At 64.5% G+C, this 19471-nt stretch carries 10 protein-coding genes and 1 pseudogene; 2 read left to right on the top strand and 9 right to left on the bottom strand.

Features of this window, described 5'->3' with window-relative positions:
- Positions 1-95: 95 nt before the first annotated feature.
- Positions 96-1043, bottom strand: coding sequence for a LysR substrate-binding domain-containing protein (locus ACWPV3_RS09770; protein ID WP_453977761.1), 948 nt, complete (start codon positions 1041-1043; stop codon positions 96-98).
- Between the two features lie 675 nt (positions 1044-1718).
- On the opposite strand from ACWPV3_RS09770, the gene ACWPV3_RS09765 reads away from it, so the two are divergent.
- Together ACWPV3_RS09765 and ACWPV3_RS09760 are read left to right on the top strand one after the other, a co-directional pair.
- On the top strand, positions 1719-2282 hold the full coding sequence (locus ACWPV3_RS09765) for a biliverdin-producing heme oxygenase (RefSeq protein ID WP_453977760.1): 564 nt from the start codon (positions 1719-1721) through the stop codon (positions 2280-2282).
- Positions 2257-4842 (top strand): HWE histidine kinase domain-containing protein, encoded by a 2586-nt coding sequence (locus tag ACWPV3_RS09760; protein ID WP_453977759.1) that lies wholly within the window; start codon positions 2257-2259, stop codon positions 4840-4842. The genes ACWPV3_RS09765 and ACWPV3_RS09760 overlap by 26 nt, the downstream gene beginning before the upstream one ends.
- Before the next feature lie 227 nt (positions 4843-5069).
- Here the strand turns inward: ACWPV3_RS09760 and ACWPV3_RS09755 are convergent.
- From ACWPV3_RS09755 to ACWPV3_RS09720, 8 genes and pseudogenes are all read right to left on the bottom strand, one after another.
- Positions 5070-5414, bottom strand: a pseudogene (locus ACWPV3_RS09755) (integrase core domain-containing protein); the annotation flags it as partial.
- 257 nt (positions 5415-5671) lie between these two features.
- Positions 5672-7132 carry an amidohydrolase gene (locus ACWPV3_RS09750; protein WP_453977758.1) on the bottom strand — a complete coding sequence of 487 codons (1461 nt, stop codon included), beginning with the start codon at positions 7130-7132 and terminating at the stop codon, positions 5672-5674.
- A 205-nt stretch (positions 7133-7337) separates the two neighbouring features.
- Positions 7338-10301 carry a TonB-dependent receptor domain-containing protein gene (locus ACWPV3_RS09745; protein ID WP_453977757.1) on the bottom strand — a complete coding sequence of 988 codons (2964 nt, stop codon included), beginning with the start codon at positions 10299-10301 and terminating at the stop codon, positions 7338-7340.
- A 476-nt stretch (positions 10302-10777) separates the two neighbouring features.
- On the bottom strand, positions 10778-11632 hold the full coding sequence (locus tag ACWPV3_RS09740; protein ID WP_453977756.1) for an acid phosphatase: 855 nt from the start codon (positions 11630-11632) through the stop codon (positions 10778-10780).
- A 23-nt stretch (positions 11633-11655) separates the two neighbouring features.
- The gene (locus tag ACWPV3_RS09735; protein ID WP_453977755.1) at positions 11656-13236 is read right to left on the bottom strand and encodes an alkaline phosphatase D family protein; all 1581 of its coding nucleotides are present in this window, start codon (positions 13234-13236) and stop codon (positions 11656-11658) included.
- Positions 13237-13297: 61 nt separating this feature from the next.
- Positions 13298-15517: a TonB-dependent receptor gene (locus tag ACWPV3_RS09730; RefSeq protein ID WP_453977754.1), complete on the bottom strand. Its 2220-nt coding sequence runs from the start codon at positions 15515-15517 to the stop codon at positions 13298-13300.
- 428 nt (positions 15518-15945) lie between these two features.
- Entirely contained in the window at positions 15946-18432 is a 2487-nt protein-coding gene (locus ACWPV3_RS09725; protein ID WP_292085879.1) for a TonB-dependent receptor domain-containing protein, read from the bottom strand.
- Positions 18419-19417, bottom strand: coding sequence for a FecR family protein (locus ACWPV3_RS09720; RefSeq protein ID WP_453977753.1), 999 nt, complete (start codon positions 19415-19417; stop codon positions 18419-18421). The genes ACWPV3_RS09725 and ACWPV3_RS09720 overlap by 14 nt, the downstream gene beginning before the upstream one ends.
- Positions 19418-19471 lie beyond the last annotated feature (54 nt).

The following is a 19471-nucleotide window of genomic DNA, read 5'->3' as shown; positions in this document are numbered from 1 at the left end:
TCGACCAGACAGGATGGCGTCCGCCTCACCCTTGGGCGATGATCCGCTCTCGACAATTCGCGGATGTTCCGGGCTCTCGTTCCGCCCGCAACTGGTCACCGAAGCGGGGAGAGTTCGCGGATCAGATCGACGAGCAGCCGTAACGCGGTCGGCACCTGTCGACGCCCGGAATAGTAGATGTGAAATCCGGGCCCCATCGATGCCCAATCCTGAAGGACGAGCCGCAAGGCGCCGTCATCAAGATGGGGCCGAAGGATAGGCTCGGCGCCGTAGATTATTCCGACACCGCTCAGGGCCAGGCTGAGCGCTGCGTGGCCTTCGTCGACGGTGACTGGACCTGGGGCAGCGATCTCCATCACTTCGGCGCCGCGCTCAAACTCCCAGTCGTAAAGCAGCTCGTTGCCCAGCCGGATGCGGATGCAGCGATGCCGCTCCAAGTCTTGCGGCGCTGTCGGCGTGCCAAAGCGTTCCAGATAGGCCGGCGACGCCGCCGTTACCCAGCGGATGTCAGGTGACAGCCGTTGGGCAATCATGTCCACGGGAACGGTGCCCCCGTAACGAATGTCGGCGTCGAAGCCGCCGGCGATGACGTCGATCAGACGGTTGCTGACACTGATGTCCACCTCAACGTCGGGATATCGCTCGACGAATGTCGGCATGACCGGTTCGAGCAGAAGCGCGACCGCATCACCAAGGACGTTGATCCGCACGCGGCCGGACGGCGTATCGCGGAACCTGTTGAGGTTGTCGGCGGCCTGGCTGATCGCCTCCAGCGGCCCTTCGATCGACGACCGGAGCTTCTCACCAGCCGAGGTAAGGGTCACGCTGCGAGTGGTCCTGTTCAGCAATCGGACGCCACGGCGGGCTTCCAGCGCCGAGATCGCGTGACTGAGAGCAGAGGCGGTAGCGCCGCCGTGGAGTACGCGCCGCGCGGGCTGGCCTCTCGGACAGAACGCGCCTTCATCGCCCGATCCGCACCGTGATCGGGCAATGGTCAGACGGATGCTCGCCCCCCTGCCACACCTACGGTTTGGTGATTTCAACCATTTTCCGGGTTAGTTGGCTCACTAAGGTTGATTTCGCGCCCCTCAGGCTTCTGGGTGAGGATCTGCAGCTGATGGCGACGTCGTTGGAGGCTTTGGGGCGCTAGGAAGGCCAGCTTTCTTGGCGAGACGCGAGAGCAAAATCGCTAATTCCGCCTCACAACCTCCTTGTCGGACTGATCAACGCCCTAGAACGCTTTTTTCTGCTGCCCCTGTTTGAACACGCGACCGCGTCTGCGCAGCGTTGGTCAGAGCGACTTTCGGATCGTGCGCGCACGACGTGAGCAGGTTGGTTCGCTCGAACCCAATGGTGCGTTTGTCCTGATCTGCACTGGAGTCGGCTTTGCGCCAGGATCGGTCATTCACTGTGGACCGCACCCACCATCGTCCCTCACTCCTTTTCCAACAAGATGGCGACGGATCGCTCAGAGCGGTGACACGCGCACCTTCCTGCGGCGACAAGCCCTGATCGCCAACACCAGCCCTCCCCTGCCCATTCAGGCCTTCTCGGAAGAAGGTTGATTTCCGGGGCACGCTCAACGGTAACTAAGGCGCATAAGCCGCTCAGGCGCAGATACTGACCATATCAGCAAGCTATTCGGACGCTTGGAACTCGCCTCAATACCCGTTACGATTTGAAATTCGGCTGAATTTGTCGAGTAGCGGATTATATATATGAGCGCGCGTTTCGCACTTCGGTCGGCCACGGCAGGCGACCATGAAAGGCTCGACGCTCTCTTCTCTCGCTTCGATCTGACCCATCGCGGCGGCTATGGCGACTTTCTGCTGGCCCAGGCTGGCGGCTTCCTCGGCGTCGAGGAGGCGCTCGACCGCGCCGGAATCGCAGACGTGGTTCCAGACTGGCCCGATCGGCGGCGGTCCAACGCCCTGGTGGCCGACTTGACCGCTCTGCATCTGGCGGTCCCCACTCCTTCGCCGGCGCCGTCCTTCTTCGGAGAGGCGGCGATGCTCGGCGGACTTTACGTCCTGGAAGGCTCGCGGCTTGGAGGGGCGATGTTGGTTCGCGCCGTTCCCGACGATCTTCCGAAATCCTTCCTTTCCGACGGGAACCCGGCGGCCTGGCGCGCATTTGTTCACCTTCTGGATCAACGGTTAAGCTCTGAACCCGTGGTCGCCGCCGCAGCCCGCGCCGCCGCCGACGTTTTCGAGACCTTTGCATCCTCTGCCCGTCGCACTCTTGGGGAGGATGATCTTGCAGTCCGAAACCGCCACGGATGATTCACGCCCGGTCGACCTGACCAATTGTGATCGCGAGCCGATACACATTCTGGGCGCCATCCAGCCCATCGGTTTTCTCCTCGCCCTGACCGCCGATTGGATGATGGCGCGCGCCTCGGCGAACACCATCGACTTTCTGGGCCTGGCGCCCGCGGATCTGTTCGGCAAGCCTCTACAGCAAGTCTTCTCCGCCCGCGCCGTGCACGATCTGCGCAATCGCGCAGCGATGCTGCGCGTCTCTGATGCGGTCGAAAGACTGTTCGACTGCGCCATTGTCGATGGCGGCCCCGCCTTCGACATCGCCCTGCACTTCTCGAACGGGCAGGTGGTGATCGAGGCCGAGCCGGCGTCGGGCGAACACGGCGACGCCTCAGGCATGGTCCGTTCGATGATCAGTCGCCTGGACCAATGTGCGGACTTCGCAAGCTTCTACAGGGAGGGCGCCCGCCAGGTCCGGGCCCTGATCGGATTCGACCGTGTGATGGTCTATCGCTTCGCCGCAGACGGCTCTGGCGAGGTGGTGGCCGAGGCAGCTCGATCAGGCATCGGAAAATTCATGGGCCTGCACTATCCGGCCTCGGATATTCCGGCTCAGGCGCGCGCGCTCTACCGGCGCAACCTTCTGCGCATCATCACGGACGTCAACGCGACGCCCGTGCCCATTCTGCCTGAGCGCGACGAAGCGGGTCGGCCGCTGGACCTGTCCTTGTCGGTTCTGCGCTCTGTCTCTCCAATCCATATCGAATATCTGAAGAACATGGGCGTAGAGGCGTCCCTGTCGATTTCGATCATCGTGGACGGGCGGCTGTGGGGACTCTTCGCCTGCCACCATTACGCTCCGCGTCGACCCAGCTTCGAACGGCGCTCGGTCGCGGAACTGTTCGTGCAGATGTTTTCGATGCGGCTGGAGAGCCGAGAGCGTCAGGAAACCGTCGATTACGAACGCCGCGCCCGCGACATCTCGGACCAACTTCTGGGCGCCGTCGCATCCGACGAGACCCTGCTCAAGGACCCTGATTGGCTAGGCGATATCCTGACCCATGCCATCCCCGCCGACGGGGTCGGGGTCTGGTTAGGTGGAAACCACGCCTTCTCCGGCGTCACGCCGCCGATCGAGGCTTTCAGAAGAATCGTTCGCGCCCTGAACGGCACAGCAGCCGGCAAGGTGTTCGCCACCGACCACATCGGCTCTCTCATTCCGGACGCGGAGGCGTTCGCCTCGGAAGCTGCGGGAATGCTGGCCATACCGATTTCGCGTTCGCCGCGCGACTATGTCGTTCTGTTTCGCAAGGAACTGATCCACTCAGTCCGCTGGGGCGGTGATCCCCACAAGCCGACGGCCTATGGTCCCAATGGACCTCGTCTGACGCCGCGCGAAAGTTTCGCCGAATGGAAGGAACTGGTCGAAGGCCGTTCTCGCCCTTTCTCGAGTTCAGAGATTCGCGTCGCCGAAACACTACGGGCGACCTTGATCGAGGTGGTGCTGCGCCTCGCCGACGAAGCGTCTACCGAGCGTCAGCAGGCCAGCGCACGACAGGAATTGCTGATCGCGGAGTTGAACCATCGCGTGCGCAACATCCTTGGTCTGATCCGCGGTCTGATCCGTCAGTCACAGCCGACGGGCGGCGACATCACCAATTTCGTCAAGGTCATCGACGGTCGCATCCACGCCCTGGCGCGAGCCCATAACCAGATCACCGACGATCATTGGGGCCCAGCGCCGATCCAGGCTCTGATCGATGCGGAGGCCGCAGCCTTCATCGATGACGGAGAACGGATCGTCACCCAGGGCGAACCCGTTCTTCTCAATCCCAACGCCTATTCGACCCTGGCCTTGGTGCTCCACGAACTTGTCACCAACTCCAACAAGTACGGGGCGCTGTCGGTCAAGGGCGGGCGAGTGACGTTGGGCTGGCATCGCAATCCAGCCGGCGACCTGATCCTTGAATGGCGCGAGACCGGTGGTCCGCCGGTCTCGCCGCCGACGCGCAAGGGGTTCGGCACCACCATTATCGATCGGTCAGTGCCCTATGATCTCGGCGGCGCGGCCAAGGTCGACTACGACCCCAGCGGCGTTCAGGCTGTCTTCCGCGTGCCGGCTCGCCACCTGTCGGACCCACAGAACGGCGCCGGGCCACGCATCATCAAATATCCCCGCCCTGCGGCCGGCCATCCCCAGGCGGCTCCGGCCAGCATTCTCAAAGGTCACGACATTCTGCTGGTTGAAGACAGCCTGATCATCGCGCTGGATGCTGAAGACATCGCCACACGTCTCGGCGCCGAGACAGTCACAACCGCCGCTACGGTTCAGGGCGCGCTCTACAGCATCGACGCCGCCCGCCCCTCCGTCGCGATGCTGGACATCAATCTGGGCGACCAGAACTCCTATCCGATCGCAGATCGTCTGGCCGAACTGAACATCCCGTTCCTCTTCGCGACCGGCTACGGGGAACAGGCCGATCCTCCGATCGCCCATCGCGGGCGTCCCATCGTTCAAAAGCCCTACACGCTCGAGAACGTGGCCCGAGCGCTGGACAGACTGTTGGGCGACGGCGGCTGATGGAACATAGCCAATAAACCATCGGCTTTTTTGGGATGAGTGACGGTTCTGACGCCCGCCTCACTTGCTTGCGCGATCATGGCGTCACTCGGCTGGGCGGCTGCAATACCACGCAATCACTCCCTGACGTGCCCCTGAGAGTTTCCTCCACGCGGAGCTAGAGTCCGGCCCTTGATGATCCGCTCCCATTCTCTGGAGCACTCGGAGCTGGAGTTTTCCGGCCCGAGTCAGGGTGACGGGCTGGCTGCGTCACCGGGATTCATCAACGTGATCGGCGGCTTGTTGCCTATGGCCCCATGGGGCCGAACCTCGTTGTAGTCTCTGCGCCAAACCTCCAACTTTTCGGCCGCATCCGCAAGCGTGAGGAACCAGTGGGCGTTCAGGCATTCGGCCCGGAAGCGTCCGTTGAACGCCTCGATGAAGGCGTTGTCTGTCGGTTTGCCGGGCCGCGAGAAGTCGAGGGTGACGCCGTGGGCGTAGGCCCATAGGTCGAGGTTCCGGGAGACGAACTCCGTGCCCTGGTCGACCCGGATCGCCTTCGGATAGCCCAGCCTGGCGCAGGCCTGATCCAGCGCCTCTTAATCAGCGGGTCCACAGTTCGAACCTGTGATCACCCACCATCGTCCCTTCATTGCAATCAAACGACTTGAACGCCGCGGGGCCGGCGCAACGAGCGTCTCGGTCGGTTCTGCCGGCCTAACGCTGACTCCCCTCTCTTGAGGGATGTCGACCTGCTCGAATCCGGTACGCGTCAGCGCCCTCCCCGTGCAGGCCGAACTGTTTCATCGAGGCCGCAGCGTCGACCGTTCCCGTCGCGGCGTTGTCGATGTCATTTGGCGGCGCCGCGGTAGTCAAGTTGCGGCGGACCGTCCCCGACCAGGGGGCGATAGACGAAGTCCGCGCCACGGCGTTCGTGGAGCTCGGCCGTCGCTGCGGCGATGGTGTCGGGGCTGACGAACAGTTCGGCAGCCGTCAGGGCCAGGGTCTTGGCCGCCACGACCGCGCCCTTGACCCCGATGCTGGAGCCTGCGGCGGCGGTGTTCTGCCAGCTGTGCCCTGCCGATCCGGGCACGAAGGTCGCCGTCGCCAGACCGACGGTGGGCACGACCCAGCTGACGTCCGAGACGTCGGTCGAGCCGCCTGCCCCATCGAAGCTCAGTTGAGCTGGCTGAATTTCGCCGACGCTCGACAGCGGCGGACGGCTGGCCAGGGTCTTCTGGAGTTCGGCCGCGAAAGCCGTTTCCTCCGGCGTCCAGGCGATGCCGCCGACGCGACGCAGATTACGGTCCATGACGCTCATCAGCGCGCCGTTGGGCATCATGCTGTAGACACCGCCGATCTGCTGGAATTCGTATCGGGTTTCGGTGCCGAGCGCGGCGCCTTCGGCGGCCTTCTTCAGCCGTTCGATGACAGACAACACGACCTGCGGATCGCCGTGGCGGACGTAATAGTAGGATTCCGCATAGTTGGGCACGACGTTGGGCGCTTCACCGCCGTTGGTGATGACATAGTGGATGCGGGTTCCGTCGGGGATGTGCTCGCGCATCATATTGGCCATGGCGTTCATGGCCTCGACGGCGTCCAGGGCCGAACGCCCGCGATCCGGCGCGCCGGACGCGTGGGACGACGTCCCGTAGAAACGGAATTTACCGCTGACATTGGCCTTGGTCGTGCCCTGGCTGGCGCTGTTGACCGTCGCGGGGTGCCAATGGAGCGCGACATCCACGTCGTTGAACAGGCCGTCGCGGACCATGAAGGCCTTGGCCGAGCCGCCCTCTTCGGCGGGCGTGCCGTAGACGCGCAATTCGCCCTTGATGTTGTTGTCGATCATCCATTGCCTGACCGCGATGGCGGCATAGCTGGAGGCGGCGCCGAACAGGTTATGGCCGCAGCCGTGACCGGCGATCCCATGCAGCGACTGTTCGACGGGCGATACGGCCTGGGACAGGCCGGGCAAAGCGTCGAACTCGGCCAGAAGGGCGACCACCGGGCCGTCCCCGTTCTTGAAACTGGCGACGAAGGCGGTGGGCTGACCGGCGATTCCCGGCGTGACGGTGAAACCGGCGGCCGTCAGATCCTGTTGCAGGCGGGCCGAACTCTGGGTCTCCTGATAGCCGACCTCGGCGAAACCCCATATGGCCAGGGCGGTCGCCCCCAGTTTCTCTTGATCGCGTTCGACGGTTCCGATGAGGGCGGACTGCTGCGCCGCCGGCAGTTCCGCCGCCCAGGCGGACGCGCCCGCACAACACGACAAAGCAAGAGCGATAGCCGTCAGGCTTGTGAATTTCATGATCTGGATCCGCTATGGATTGCGTTGAAGCTGTGATGGCGACCAAGGGCCGACGCGCCGACCAGCCCATCGTCCGAATGATCGGCCTGCGCCTGTTTCGGCGCGCGAAGTCGATGACCGGCGCGAGCCAGGAGATGGACCGAAGATCGTCCTGATCATCGAGGCGACCGACGGGGAAGACCTGCTTCCCCGTCGGCGCACGGCTCTAAAACTTCTTCGTCACGGCGATCGAGTAATAACGGCCGAGCGTATCGTAGTTCTGGCCGTCATAGGTGCCGGCGAAGTTGCCCACCTGCGGCGGGGCTTCGTTGAACAGGTTCGAGACCCCCGCCCGCAAGCTCAGGTCCTTCGGCAACGCGAAGCGCGCGTTCAGGTCGAAGACGTCATAGGAATCGACTCCCAGCGTCGTGCTGGCCGCATTGCGCACCTGTTCGGCGCTGATCATCGCGGCGGTATGGCGCCACCGCAGGCCGACGCTCATCCAGTCCCTGGAATAGGTGACGGTCGTATTGGCTTTCCAGTCCGGGTGAGCCAGGCCGGCGCCGTCTTCGACGGCGGTGCCTCGGCTGCCGGCGTAGTTGTAGGAAGCACCGCCCGGCAGGTTCTGAATCTCGAACTTGTCGAGGTAACTGATCACGGTGCCGATCGACAGGCTGCCGGCGGATGCGGGCAGGCCGATGTCGGCCAGATCGAACGACCAGTCGATCTGCATGTCCACGCCGCTGACCTTGAACGCCCCGAGATTCAACGCGGGCTGGCCCGGTTCGAACAGGAAGCCGGTGGTCGGGTTACGTTTCCCCATGACCTGGCAATAGTAGTTGTTCACGTCGTAGGTCGGATTGCCGCCATTGAGGTTGAAGCAGTTCTCGATGGTCTGGATGATCGGCAGGTTTCCGACCGCCCCGGCGACTTCGATCGAATACCAGTCGATCGAAGTCGAAATCCGCTCGAGGAGCGGCGACTTGAACGGCGACTGGATGACCGCCCCGATGGAATAGGTGTCGGTGGTCTCTTCCTGCAGATTGGGATTTCCGCCCGTCAGGGCGAACACCTGGTTGGAGCCGAACTGATAGGTCGGGAGCACGCCCGCCGGCACGCCCATGGCCAGGCACAGGGCCTCGACACGGGCGGCGTTGGCTGCGCTCTGACCAAAACCGCCGCGATAGCCGGAGCGAACATCACACGGGTCGCCGCCGTACGGCGTGGACGAGCTGGGGCTGCCGATGCCCGTGCTGCCCGACGATTCCGGGGCGTACAACTCGCCGACGCTGGGCGCGCGCACCGACCGATTATAGCCGCCGCGCAGGCGCAGCGCATCGACGACAGTCCAGTCGACGTCGACCTTATAGGCGCTCACGCCGCCAACGCTGCTGTAGTCCGAATACCGGTAGCCGACGTTCATGTTGACCTCTCGGGCCAACGGCAAGTCCTTCAGCAGAGGCAGCAGCGCCTCGACGTAGATTTCCTTGACGCTGGTGTCGCCGCCGGAAGGCCGCAGCACGCTGTAGCCGAGGATGTCGCTGCCGACGCCCGGAATATTGTAGAGTTCGTCAGAGTTATACTGGAACGCGTTGTAGCGATAGCCGATCCCCGTCGCCAACCGCACCTCGCCGGCCGGGAGATTGAACAATCCGCCCTGCAGGTTCAGTTCGGCCACCCGCTGCTTCATGTCGTTGGTGTTGGAGGTCCGGCGGCTGATGAAGTTCATACAGGCGTCGGAAATCGGATGGTTGCCGAAGAAGTTGGCGCCGCCAGTGCAAAGTACGGGATAGGCGACCATTCCCACCGGAAGACCGCTGACGCGGTCGTATTCCATCCGCGAGCCGCCGGCGCCGCCGAACGGATCGTACAGCAGTTGCATGACAGCGGATTTGCTGAGAGCGCCGTGCTGGATGTTGTTGGTCTTGGTCTGTCCCACGCTGGCGAAGACGTCCCAGGTCCAGTCGCGATACGGAAGGACGCCGTCCGCGCCCATGACGATTTGATAGACGTCATAGGTGTTGGTCTGCAGTCGGTCCCCGGCGGCGGTGAACGCCTTCTGGAAGGTGAAATCGGCGGTCGGGTTTGGCCGTGAAGCCAGGACCAGCCGGGCGTCAGGCGACAGGAAGGGGTTGGTGACGGGCGCGCTCAACGCATAGGCCGCGCCTGACGCCAGGGTGGGGTTGAAGTAGGTCAGCGCGTCATAGGTGGTGAAGGTCGCCTGGGCGAAGAACGAGGTGTCTTCGGTGATGTCGTAGGTGAGCTTTGTGAACACCGTGATGCGTTCGTTGGTGTTCACGACCTGGCTGTTCGGCCAGCCGAAGTTGAGCTGTTTGCGGCTGCCGGCGATATATTGAGTGTCCGTTTCCGGGTCGCGGAAATTCTCGACGAAATAGTTTCCGACCGGGGTGACGTGGCTGAACAGGGTGCCGTCCAGATTGAAGCCCAGTTGACCCGTATAGGTCGAGGATCCCGTGACCGGGTTCGTACCGTAGACGTTGCGGAACAGATTGTTGACCACCGCCGCGCTGGGGGCGTTTCCCGGAAACAGCATCGCGCCGGAATCCAGGGTGGCGGTGCCGTTCTGGGGCGTTCGCGCGATATTGAACGGCCGATCGTTCTGGCGAGCGGGGTCGCGCATCGAATAGTCGACCGACACCATGGCGCGGCCGCGGCCTTCGGCGAACCGTTCCCCGGCGGTGATGGTGGCGCGGAATTGCTCGCCGTCGCCATAATCGCTGATCCCGTACTGACTGCTGAGGATCAGTCCGGTGACGTCGCGGAGACGAAAGTTGACCACGCCCGCCGTGGCGTCGGAGCCATAGGCGGTGGACGCGCCGCCGGTGATAACCTCGACATTGCCGATGAGGGCTTCGGGAAGGGTGTTCAGGTCGATCGAACCATCCGGGGAGGAGGGCTGCATTCGGCGACCGTCGAGCAGGATCAGGGTGCGCTTCGGCCCCAGCCCCCGCAGGCTGGCGTTGGCCTGGCCGGCGTTCAGGGTCGTGGTGCTGCTGCCGGTGCTGGCCTGCCCGAAGGCGCCGGTGAATTGCGGCAGTTGCGTCAGGGCGCGTTCGACCGAGACCTGGCCCGTGTCCTCGATATCCTCGGTCGTGACCGACACGATCGGGCTGTTGGCCACATAGTCCGGGCGCGCGATGCGGGAGCCCGTGACGATGATGTCGGACACTTGTGTCGCCGCTTCAGATTGACCTTCTTGGGAGTGTTGGTCTTCCTGAGCGTGGGCCGCACCCGCCATCAGGGCCGCGTAGGCGCAAGCGCCGCTCAGCAACGCGCGAGACACGCCACGGCCGATCCGCGCACATCCTTGGATATTCATAAGTAGTTCCCCTCGATTGAGCCGATTCGCTCCAGCAATCAGCGAACGAAAGGCTCGCGCGCGCTAACAGATACAGCAAGACGCATTTGCGCCACAAATGTACGATTTTATTGCCACAATCGATAATGTTGCCCGCGCGATGGATCATCGCCAAACCTACTGCCTCATCCAGACAGATTGTAAGCAACTATTAAACTTATGTTTTTGCGCGCTTTGGGAGCACTAGAGATCTAGCACTGGCCTTTCCCCACTTCAGGTCGTCCAACTGTGTGCTGTCCGTCTAACGCTCAAATACGAGCCGCAGCCTTGCGACCCACGGCATCCTATTACATGAGCGGCTGCATCAGGGCGGCGGGACAGGCGGAGGTCGCCTCTTTGGACGCGGCGCGGGCGGCGTCGAACTCTTCCTTGGCGCGGGCGAAGTCGGCCTGGAAACCGGGGTCGGCCTTCAGGCGGGCCACCATCGCGGCGCCGACGATGCGGCCCGCCTCGACGTCGCTGACGTAATGCACGCCGCAGACCGCCCGGCTCTCGCCATAGGCCAGACCGCGTCGCAGGATCGGGTCGGCCCGGTCCGGCGCCATCTCGGCCAGCACCAGGGCCCAGGCCCAGCCCAGCGCCGAATGGCCGGACGGATAGGAACCGCTGGCCGCCAGCCAGGTTTCCGGCGCGATGCAGGTCGGCAAGGGTTCGACCACGAACGGCCGCTTGCGGAACCACCCTCGCTTGGCCGGCGTCTGGATCGTCTCTAGGTCGCCCAGCATCCGCCCCAGCAGCATCGTCAGGGTCGGCGTCTTTTCGGGCTCGAACTTGAAGCCCAGGGCGCAGTCGAAGGCGCGCGGGGCGCCCGGGGTCTCGATCTCGTTGTCGGCGCGGGCGATGGCCCAGCGTTCGCCGCCCTCCAACGACCGCAAAGCACGATAGGCGACGATGTCGGCCTGTTCCCTCGGCGAGCCGTCGGCCGGGGGCGGGGGCAGGAAGTTCGCGGCGTTCGGGGCGTTGTCAGCCGTTAGATAGCCGTGCGGATGGTCGCGGAAACCTTGCCAGAACGCCGGTGCGGCGGCCGACGCGGGGACCGCAGCGACCTCGGCCGTCCGTGTCGGCACTGCGCTGGCGCAGCCGGCCGTCGTCAGGACCAGCGCCAGAACCAACGAAGAAACGGACAAACGCGAGGGGATCATGGGCAAACTCCGGCTGGCGAGGATCATGCGGCGACGGCGCCGGGACGACCCGACTCCACCGTCCAGGATTTCAGCGTCGAGATCGGGGCCTGCGGATCGCGGACGTCGCTGATGACGCGATAGCGCGTATCCATTCGATCCGGCCGCACGTCGATCGACATATAGCCGCGCTGGCGACTGTCGAAGAACTTCACCTGCGGATTATTGGGCATGACCGCCATCAGCCCCTCATAGGCCGGGCCGGTCGAAGTGATGGAGGTGCCGACAAACTCGGTCGCGACGGTGGGCGAGCCAGGGTCGCGGCTGTCCAGCTTCACGTCATTGGTCCAGAAGGAATGGTAGTCCCCGCTCAACACCACCGGATTTGACGGCTTCAGCGTCGACAGCGCCTGGGTCAGACGGTCGCGCGCGGCGGGAAAGCCATCCCAGGTGTCGGTCCAGTATCGCGGCTCTTCCTCGGGCGTGCGTGACAGACGCAGGCCCGCCATCACCAGGTCCTGACCCAGAATGTTCCAGCGCGCGTCGGCGCGCGCCAGACCGTCATAGAGCCAGCGTTCCTGGTCGAAGCCCAGGAAGGTGCGCGACGGGTCCCGCCGATCCCAGCAGGTGGCGTCGGCGACAATCTGGCCCTTGCCGCCGTTCTCGCCGTCGCTGCACGGCTGTTTCGAGCGATATTGCCGCCCGTCCAGCATGAAGAACTCGGCCAGTTTCCCATATCGGATGCGGCGATAGATCGGCATCTGCAAGGCGGCGTCCAGCCGCGTGCGACGGATCGGCATGGCCTCGTAGAAGGCCTGATAGCCGACGGCGCGACGTTGCAGGAAATCGTTGGGCGCCACGCCGCGCACCTTGGACCATATGCCGGAATAGTCGTCCTGGATCTCGTGGTCGTCCCAGACGGCGACGCACGGCGCGACGGCGTGCAGGCGCTGCAGGTTCGCATCGGTGCGATGCAGGGCGTAACGATTGCGGTAGCCCGCCAGCGTCGTCGCCTCTTCCAGATTATAGGGGCGCACCACCTGATCGGCGCGATCCGGCCCCAGACTGTATTCATAGATGTAATCGCCGAGGAACAGGGTCATGTCCGGCGCCTCGTCGGCCATATGGCCATAGGCGCTGAAATAGCCGCGCTCCCAATGGGAACAGGAGGCGACAGCCAGGCGCAGCCGATCGGTCTGGGCGTTCGGCGCAGGCGTGGTGATCGCCCGCCCTGCCGGGCTCTGCTGGCCTTGGGCGGTGAAGCGATACCAGTAGGGGCGGTTCGGCCGCAGTCCCGCGACCTCGACGTGAACGCTGTGGGCTGCGTCCCGCGCGGCGGTTACGTCTCCCGCCGCGGCGATATGACGAAAGCCTTCGTCGGCGGCGACTTCCCAACGGACCGGGATCGCGTCGGAAAGGCCGCCCAGGCCGTCGGCGGCCAGCGGATCGGCCGCGAGCCTGGTCCAGATGACGAAGCCGTCCGGCGCGGGATCGCCGCTGGCGACCCCCAGCGGAAACAGATAGGCGCCGCCGGCCCAGGCGCGGCCAAAGCTCAGCACGGCGGGCGCCGCGACCAGGCCTGTCAGCACGGCGCGGCGATCGACGCGGGAAATGAAACCGCTCATGACACGCTCTTTACGCAATCGGCGGACCGGCCGACGCCGGCCAGCCTTTGGGTGGAAAGTCTCAGAAGTCCATGGACAGGCGCACCCCGTAGGTGCGGCCCTGGCTGGGCGAGGTGGTCGGGCGCGCCGAACCGTTGAAACCGTTGCGGGTCTCTTCGTAATAGGTGTTGAACATATTGCGCACCCACAGCCCCGCCCGCCAGTTGGCGCCGGTCGGCGCAACGCTGAAGTTGGCGTTCCACAGCCAGTAGGCGTCGATGATCGACGACGAATTGACCGAATACAGCTCGTCTCGATAGTTGTAGTTGGTCTCGGCCCGCAGGTCCCAGCCCGCCATTTCCCAGTCATAGGACACGGCGCCGCCGTAGTTCATCTTGGGGAAGGACAGTTGCTCGCCCGAGCGGTCGTTGGCGATGATGACGTCCCACGGACCGTTCACGGGATTGGCCGCGTCGGTCTTGGTTCCGTCGATGGCGAAGTATTCGTCGTACTTGCCGGTCTTGTAGCCGACGTTCTGGCTGATGGTCAGGCCGTCGACCGGAACCCAGGTCAGTTCGATCTCGCCGCCCCAGATATGCGACTTGGGCACATTGGTGATCTTGCCCAGCCGCCCCGTCAGGCGGTCGTACTCCAAGCCCTGAACCTGCTGGTCCTTGTAGTCGTAATAGAACAGGGCGCCGTTCACCCGCATGCGGCGATCGAACAGGTCCGACTTTATACCCGCCTCATAGGCGATGACGATTTCCGGCTTGAACGGCGTGGCCGAGGTCGCATTGTAGGTGGTGAAACCGCCCGACTTCACCCCGCGCGCCAGGCTGGCGTAGAACAGGGCGTCGTCCGTCAGCTTGTATTCCAGCCCCAGGCGGCCCGAGACCTCGTTCAGGTCGGTGTCGTAGCGAACGGTGGGCGGCGGCGGATTCGGCGCGACGAAGGTGCCCCCGCTGTCCAGGGTGCGCGTCTCCGTCTCCCAACGCAGGCCGGCGATCAGGTTCAGGCGCTCATTCACCTGATAGGAGTTGTGGGTGAAAAGACCGAAGGCCGACACCGACTGGCCATAGCCGGTGTTGATCAAGTTCGCGTTGCCGCGGAAGTTCGTATAGAAGCCGCCGTCGTTGCTTTCGTCGGCGTAATAGGCGCCGACCATCCAGCTGAACGGGCCTTCGCCGTTGGAGCTCAGGCGCAGTTCCTGTTCGAAGACGTCGATGCTGTTGTAGAAGAAGACGTTCGACTCGTTGAAACGAGTGCTGTCCCAGTCGTTGAACTCATTGCGCGAGAAGGTCTGGTAGGCGGTGATCGACGTCAGATCGGCCCAGCCCAGGTTCGCCTTGATGCGGGCGCTGATGTCGAAGCCGTCGTTGTCCCGGAAGGGCTTGGCGTCCAGTCCGACACCCGCCACGGCCGCCATGGCGGGCGAGATTCCCCAGCCGGTTATGCGCCAGGCGGTGTCCTTGGGATAGACGATGCTGCTGCCGGATACCGCGTACGGCCCCAGCAGGCGGAAACCCCGACCGTCCGACTTGTCGACCGAATAGGTCGCCGCCAGTTCGACGCTGACGTCCTCGTTGACGTCCCAGGTCAGGCGGCCGCGGATGGCGGTCTTGTCCAGATCGCCCAGCTTCTCGCCGGTGTCGCGGTTGTACTGCCAGGCGCCGCCCTGTTCGGTGACGGCGGCCAGGCGGCCCAGGAGGTTCGGCGCGATCCGACCCGAGACATAGCCCTCGACCTTGAAACGGTCGAACGTGCCGTATTCGGCGTTGAAGCCGGCGCGAAAATCGGCCGTCGGCGCGTTGGTGATGATGTTGACCGCGCCGCCGGTGGTGTTGCGGCCATACAGGGTGCCCTGCGGTCCGCGCAGGACCTCCATCCTGGCGATGTCGAACAGGGCGCCTTGGGTCGTGACCGTATAGGGGTGGGCGACTTCATCGACATAGATGCCGACTGTCGAGGCGTTGTTCGAGGAATATTCGCGGGCGCCGATGCCCCGGATGCGGAACTGCGGCTGGCCGCCGCCGAACTGGCTGTCGACCTCCATATTGGGGACTGCGTTCTCCAGGTCGTTGACGACCGAGATGCCCTTTTCGTCCAATTGCTCGCCGCCGACGACGCTCAGCGAGACGCCGACGTCCTGGCTGGCCTGCTCCCGACGTTGGGCCGTGACGATGATGTCATCGACTTGAGCGGCCTGAGGTTCCCCGGAGCGCGCCGTCGACTGCGCAGAAGCATTAGAGAACACTGAAATCGCCACCAAACTGACAGACGACGCCAACAGATACTTTTTCATCCCACTTCCCCCTGCATCTAAATTATTTCAATGTAAGAATTAATTTTACTTAAGCTCAACGATAGATAATAGATCTATTCAATCTCGATATACAGTTATGACGACAGAGACGTGACGCTTGAAAAGATTTTCACCAAAATTTCGGCCCCGATTTGCGAATAAACATTCCCGCACGCATCTCGATCATCAATCCGCCGCGTACCTTCCCCTGGAGAATTTCAACGTTTTCTGCGGTAAAATATTGCGCAGTCGATCGCCCAGTTTCCCCTCATCCCTCGTTCAAGCCTCTCCGAGACCAGTAGGGTTGGAATGGCGTTGCACGACAAGCCTGTTTCTTACCTTGCGTAAGGCGCTGACCGCGCACGGCTTTCCGGCCGTTCGATCAGTATTTTGATCAATAAATCGGTCGCGCGAGGCCGCCCCGCGCTTCAGCCGCCCAACGGCGTCCACCGCAGCGACAGCCCCACGGTCCGGGGACGTAGCGGTGTGGTGGCCAAGGCTTCGGGCAGTCGGAAGGGGTCACCGAACGAAAAGGTGTTGGCGCGCGTATCCAGCGGATTGTCGACGAAGACGCTCGCGCTCCAATCGCTGCGCTCCAGGCCGACGGACAGACGCCCGGTGACATAGTCGCCCATGCGGTAGCCCCGCGCGGCGTCGAACGTCAAACGCGACGGGCCGACATAGGCAAGGCGCCCCTCGGCGACCATGTCCACTCCCCACGGGGTTCCGCGCCGCCAGGCGACGTTCACATTGGCCGAGACGGCCGGCACCCCCGGCAGGCCCGCATCCCCGCGAGAGTTGAAGGCGTCGCCTGGACGAACGATCTTCGGGTCCGCGAACAGGGCGTTGGCGCGCATTTCCAGTTCAGCCGTCGCACGCCAGTTCGCTTCCAACTCCAGCCCCGTGTTCGCCCCGTCGCCGACATTGACCGCATAGACCAGCCCGCTGCGCAGGAACTGATCGCTCTGCAGAGAGTCCCATTCCGCGTGAAACAGTGCGACACGCGCCTGAAGCCGACCGTCGAACAGGCGTCCCTTGGCGCCGGTCTCGAAATTCCACAGGGAATCGCCCTCGTAGCGACGCGCGGGCTTGCCGACGGCGCCCGAAAACGACTGGCCGATCGGACCGCCCGTATTGAAACCGCCGACCCGGTGCCCCTGGCTGGCCAGGACGTAGACAGACCAACGGTCGTTCAGGGTGAAGTCCACGACCGCCTTGGGCGAAATCCCGCTGGTTCGTCCCGCGCCCCGGAATTCGCGTGCGGCGTCGCCTTGTTCGACCAGGGAGTCGACCTCGTAGTCGATCCGATAATATCGCGCGCCGACGATCACCGACAGCCGGGAGGTCAGGTCATAGGCCGCCTCCCCGAACACCGCCGCCTCCGAGCGGCGGTCGTCGCGATGCTCCGAATAGACGCGCCCGTATTGCGGCCACAGTTCCTGAAGGCGGGTGTCGGTGTTCGACCGGCTGTCCGACCAGAACCCTCCCGCCAGCCATCGGAAACGCCGCTCGCGCGGCGATACGAAGGCGACGTCGCCGACCCACAGGTCGGTGACCCGGCCTTCGTCCAGCGCTCCGATCCGGCCGTTCGATCCGAACAGACGCAAGGCTGACGACGCGTCATAGCGGCTGGAGAAATCGTGGCTGACCTTGGCCAGGGTCGCCTCGACCCGCCCCCACGCGCCATGCCCTTCCAGGGTCGCATAGGTCTGGGCGAAGGCGTTGGCGTGCGGTTCGCGCACCAGATTGGCGCGCGTCAGCCCCTGCGACGTCCTATAGATGTAATGCGTGTCCTGGGTGTCGATCTGCTGCCGGACCGCACCGGCCGTGATCGTCCACTCCGGGCTCAGACGGTACAGGGCCGACAATCGCTGGCCACGTCGTTCGCCGGCGTTCACCCGCCGAAGGTTCAGATTGGCGTCGTTGATGTAGCCATCCGCCGCTTCGCGATAGGCGACAGCCCGCACCGCGCCGCGTTCACCCGGCAAGGGGGCGTTGACGATCACGCCGTACTCGGAGTTCTCGCCGCCGGAACGGGTGTTGGAGATCGAGCCGAACAGCTCCAGCGTCTCGTCGTCGGGATCGGGCGTGCGCGGCACGATGCGCAACACGCCTCCGATGGGACCTGTCCCGTAAAGGGTGCCCTGCGGCCCCCGCAGAATCTCCACCCGATCGATATCGACCAACTTCAGGTCCGGGTCCGGCGCGCTATAGGTCAGGGGCACCCGGTTCAGATAGACGCCGACGGTCGATTGGGTCAGGCCCGTGAAAGCCCCGTCAGACATGCCGCGCAGCAGGATCTTGTTTCGCCCGGACCCCAGGTTCGTGACCGTCATTCCTGCGACCAGAGCGCTGAGGTCGTTGGCGTCGGCGGCGCCCGCCGCGACGATCTGCCCCCCGGACACCGCCGTCAGCGCGGCGGCGGTGTCCTGCGGCGACTGAGGTTGGCGTTGCGCCGTGACGATGACGTCGCTGACCATCGTCGTCTCGATCGGCGAAGACGGGCCGGCGACCGGGCGCGAAGGCGGCCGGGGCGTGCGCGGCGGCGCGGGCCTGGCGCCTGTCGAAGCTTCCGGCGGCGGCGCACGACGGATCATCACCGCGCCGTCCGGTCGGATCGAATGAACGCAGCCGCTGCCTGCCAGAAGGCGCGACAAGGCGGCGTCCACCGTCATGACGCCGGAAACGCCCGCTGTCAGGCCGCGACAACTTCCCAGGTCGCCGCCCAGCGAGACCCGCGCCTGAACCGCCAGGTCCAGCAGCGCCTCGCGCACGGCCTGACGCGGCACGTCCAGTCTCACGACAGGCGCGGAGGCCCTCGCCGCCAAGGGCGAGGCGACGCCGGCCAAGGCGACGATCAGGGCAAGAGAGGCATGACCCGCCAGACCGCCATTTCGGCGGTCAGTGTCCGCCACGCGCGGTCACGCGCACTTCGGAGCCCGTCCGTTCGACGGCGATCGGCGCGAACGCCTGAAGTTGGTTCAGCATCGTCGTTTCGTCTCCCAGACGCAGAGCGCCTGTGAAGTGCAACTCTTGCGCCGAAGCGGAAACCTTAACCGACTTGTCCAGATAGCGCGAGAGGTCGGCCCCGACCTCGGACAGCGGCGCGTCGCGATACAGCAACACCCCGTCCCGCCAGGACGAAATCCGCCTGGGATCGACCTGCGAAAGAACGACCTTCCCGCGCGCATCCTTGTCCAGGCGGCGCCCAGCGGTCAATCGGATCGGCGCCGGATGACCGGACGCCCTGACCGCCACCACGCCGCGCTCGACGCCCACCGAGAACCGGCGATCATGATTGACGATGTCGAAGGCGGTTCCCAGCACCTGCACGCTGCTGTCGCCGGCTGCGACCGTGAAGGGACGTGCGGCGTCGTGCGCCACGTCGAACGCAGCCTCGCCTTCGCGCAAGGACACGCGGCGCTCGCCTCGGGTGAGGCGCACCGTCATGTCGGACCGGCGATTCAGTTGGATCACCGATCCGTCGGCCAGTTCGATCCGTTGCGGTTCCGTCGTGGTGGCGAAGTGGCGCTCGCGCCCCTCGTACATCGGCCAGACCAAGACGCCGATCACGGCCGCCGCCGCGACCGTCGCCAGCGAGGCCCAGACCCGGCGTCGGGTCGAGGCGTTGTCGTTAGCCGGCGCGCGGAGCGGCGTCACGGCCGGGGCCTCGTGATGTCCTCGTTGGCCCGGCGCGATGTCGTCCAGGTCGATCCACAGTTGCTCCAGCCTGTCATAGGCCTCGGCGTGAGCCTGTGAGAGGGCGGCCCACCGAGAGAATCCCTCCCAGTCGGCGACGTCGGCGTCGGCGTCCTGCAGGCGGACGAACCACCCCAGCGCCTCCTCCTCGATCCGTCGCTGATCCGTCATCTGCACGACCGCATGCCCGGCGCGAAACACGGCGCCCATTTCCAAGACGTCACGGACAGCCCCCCGCCTCCAACCACCGGCTCG

Source organism: Brevundimonas sp. Marseille-Q4549 (genome assembly GCF_976940555.1).
The sequence above is the reverse complement of the archived record's forward strand: the minus strand, read 5'-3'. Positions and strand labels throughout refer to the sequence as shown.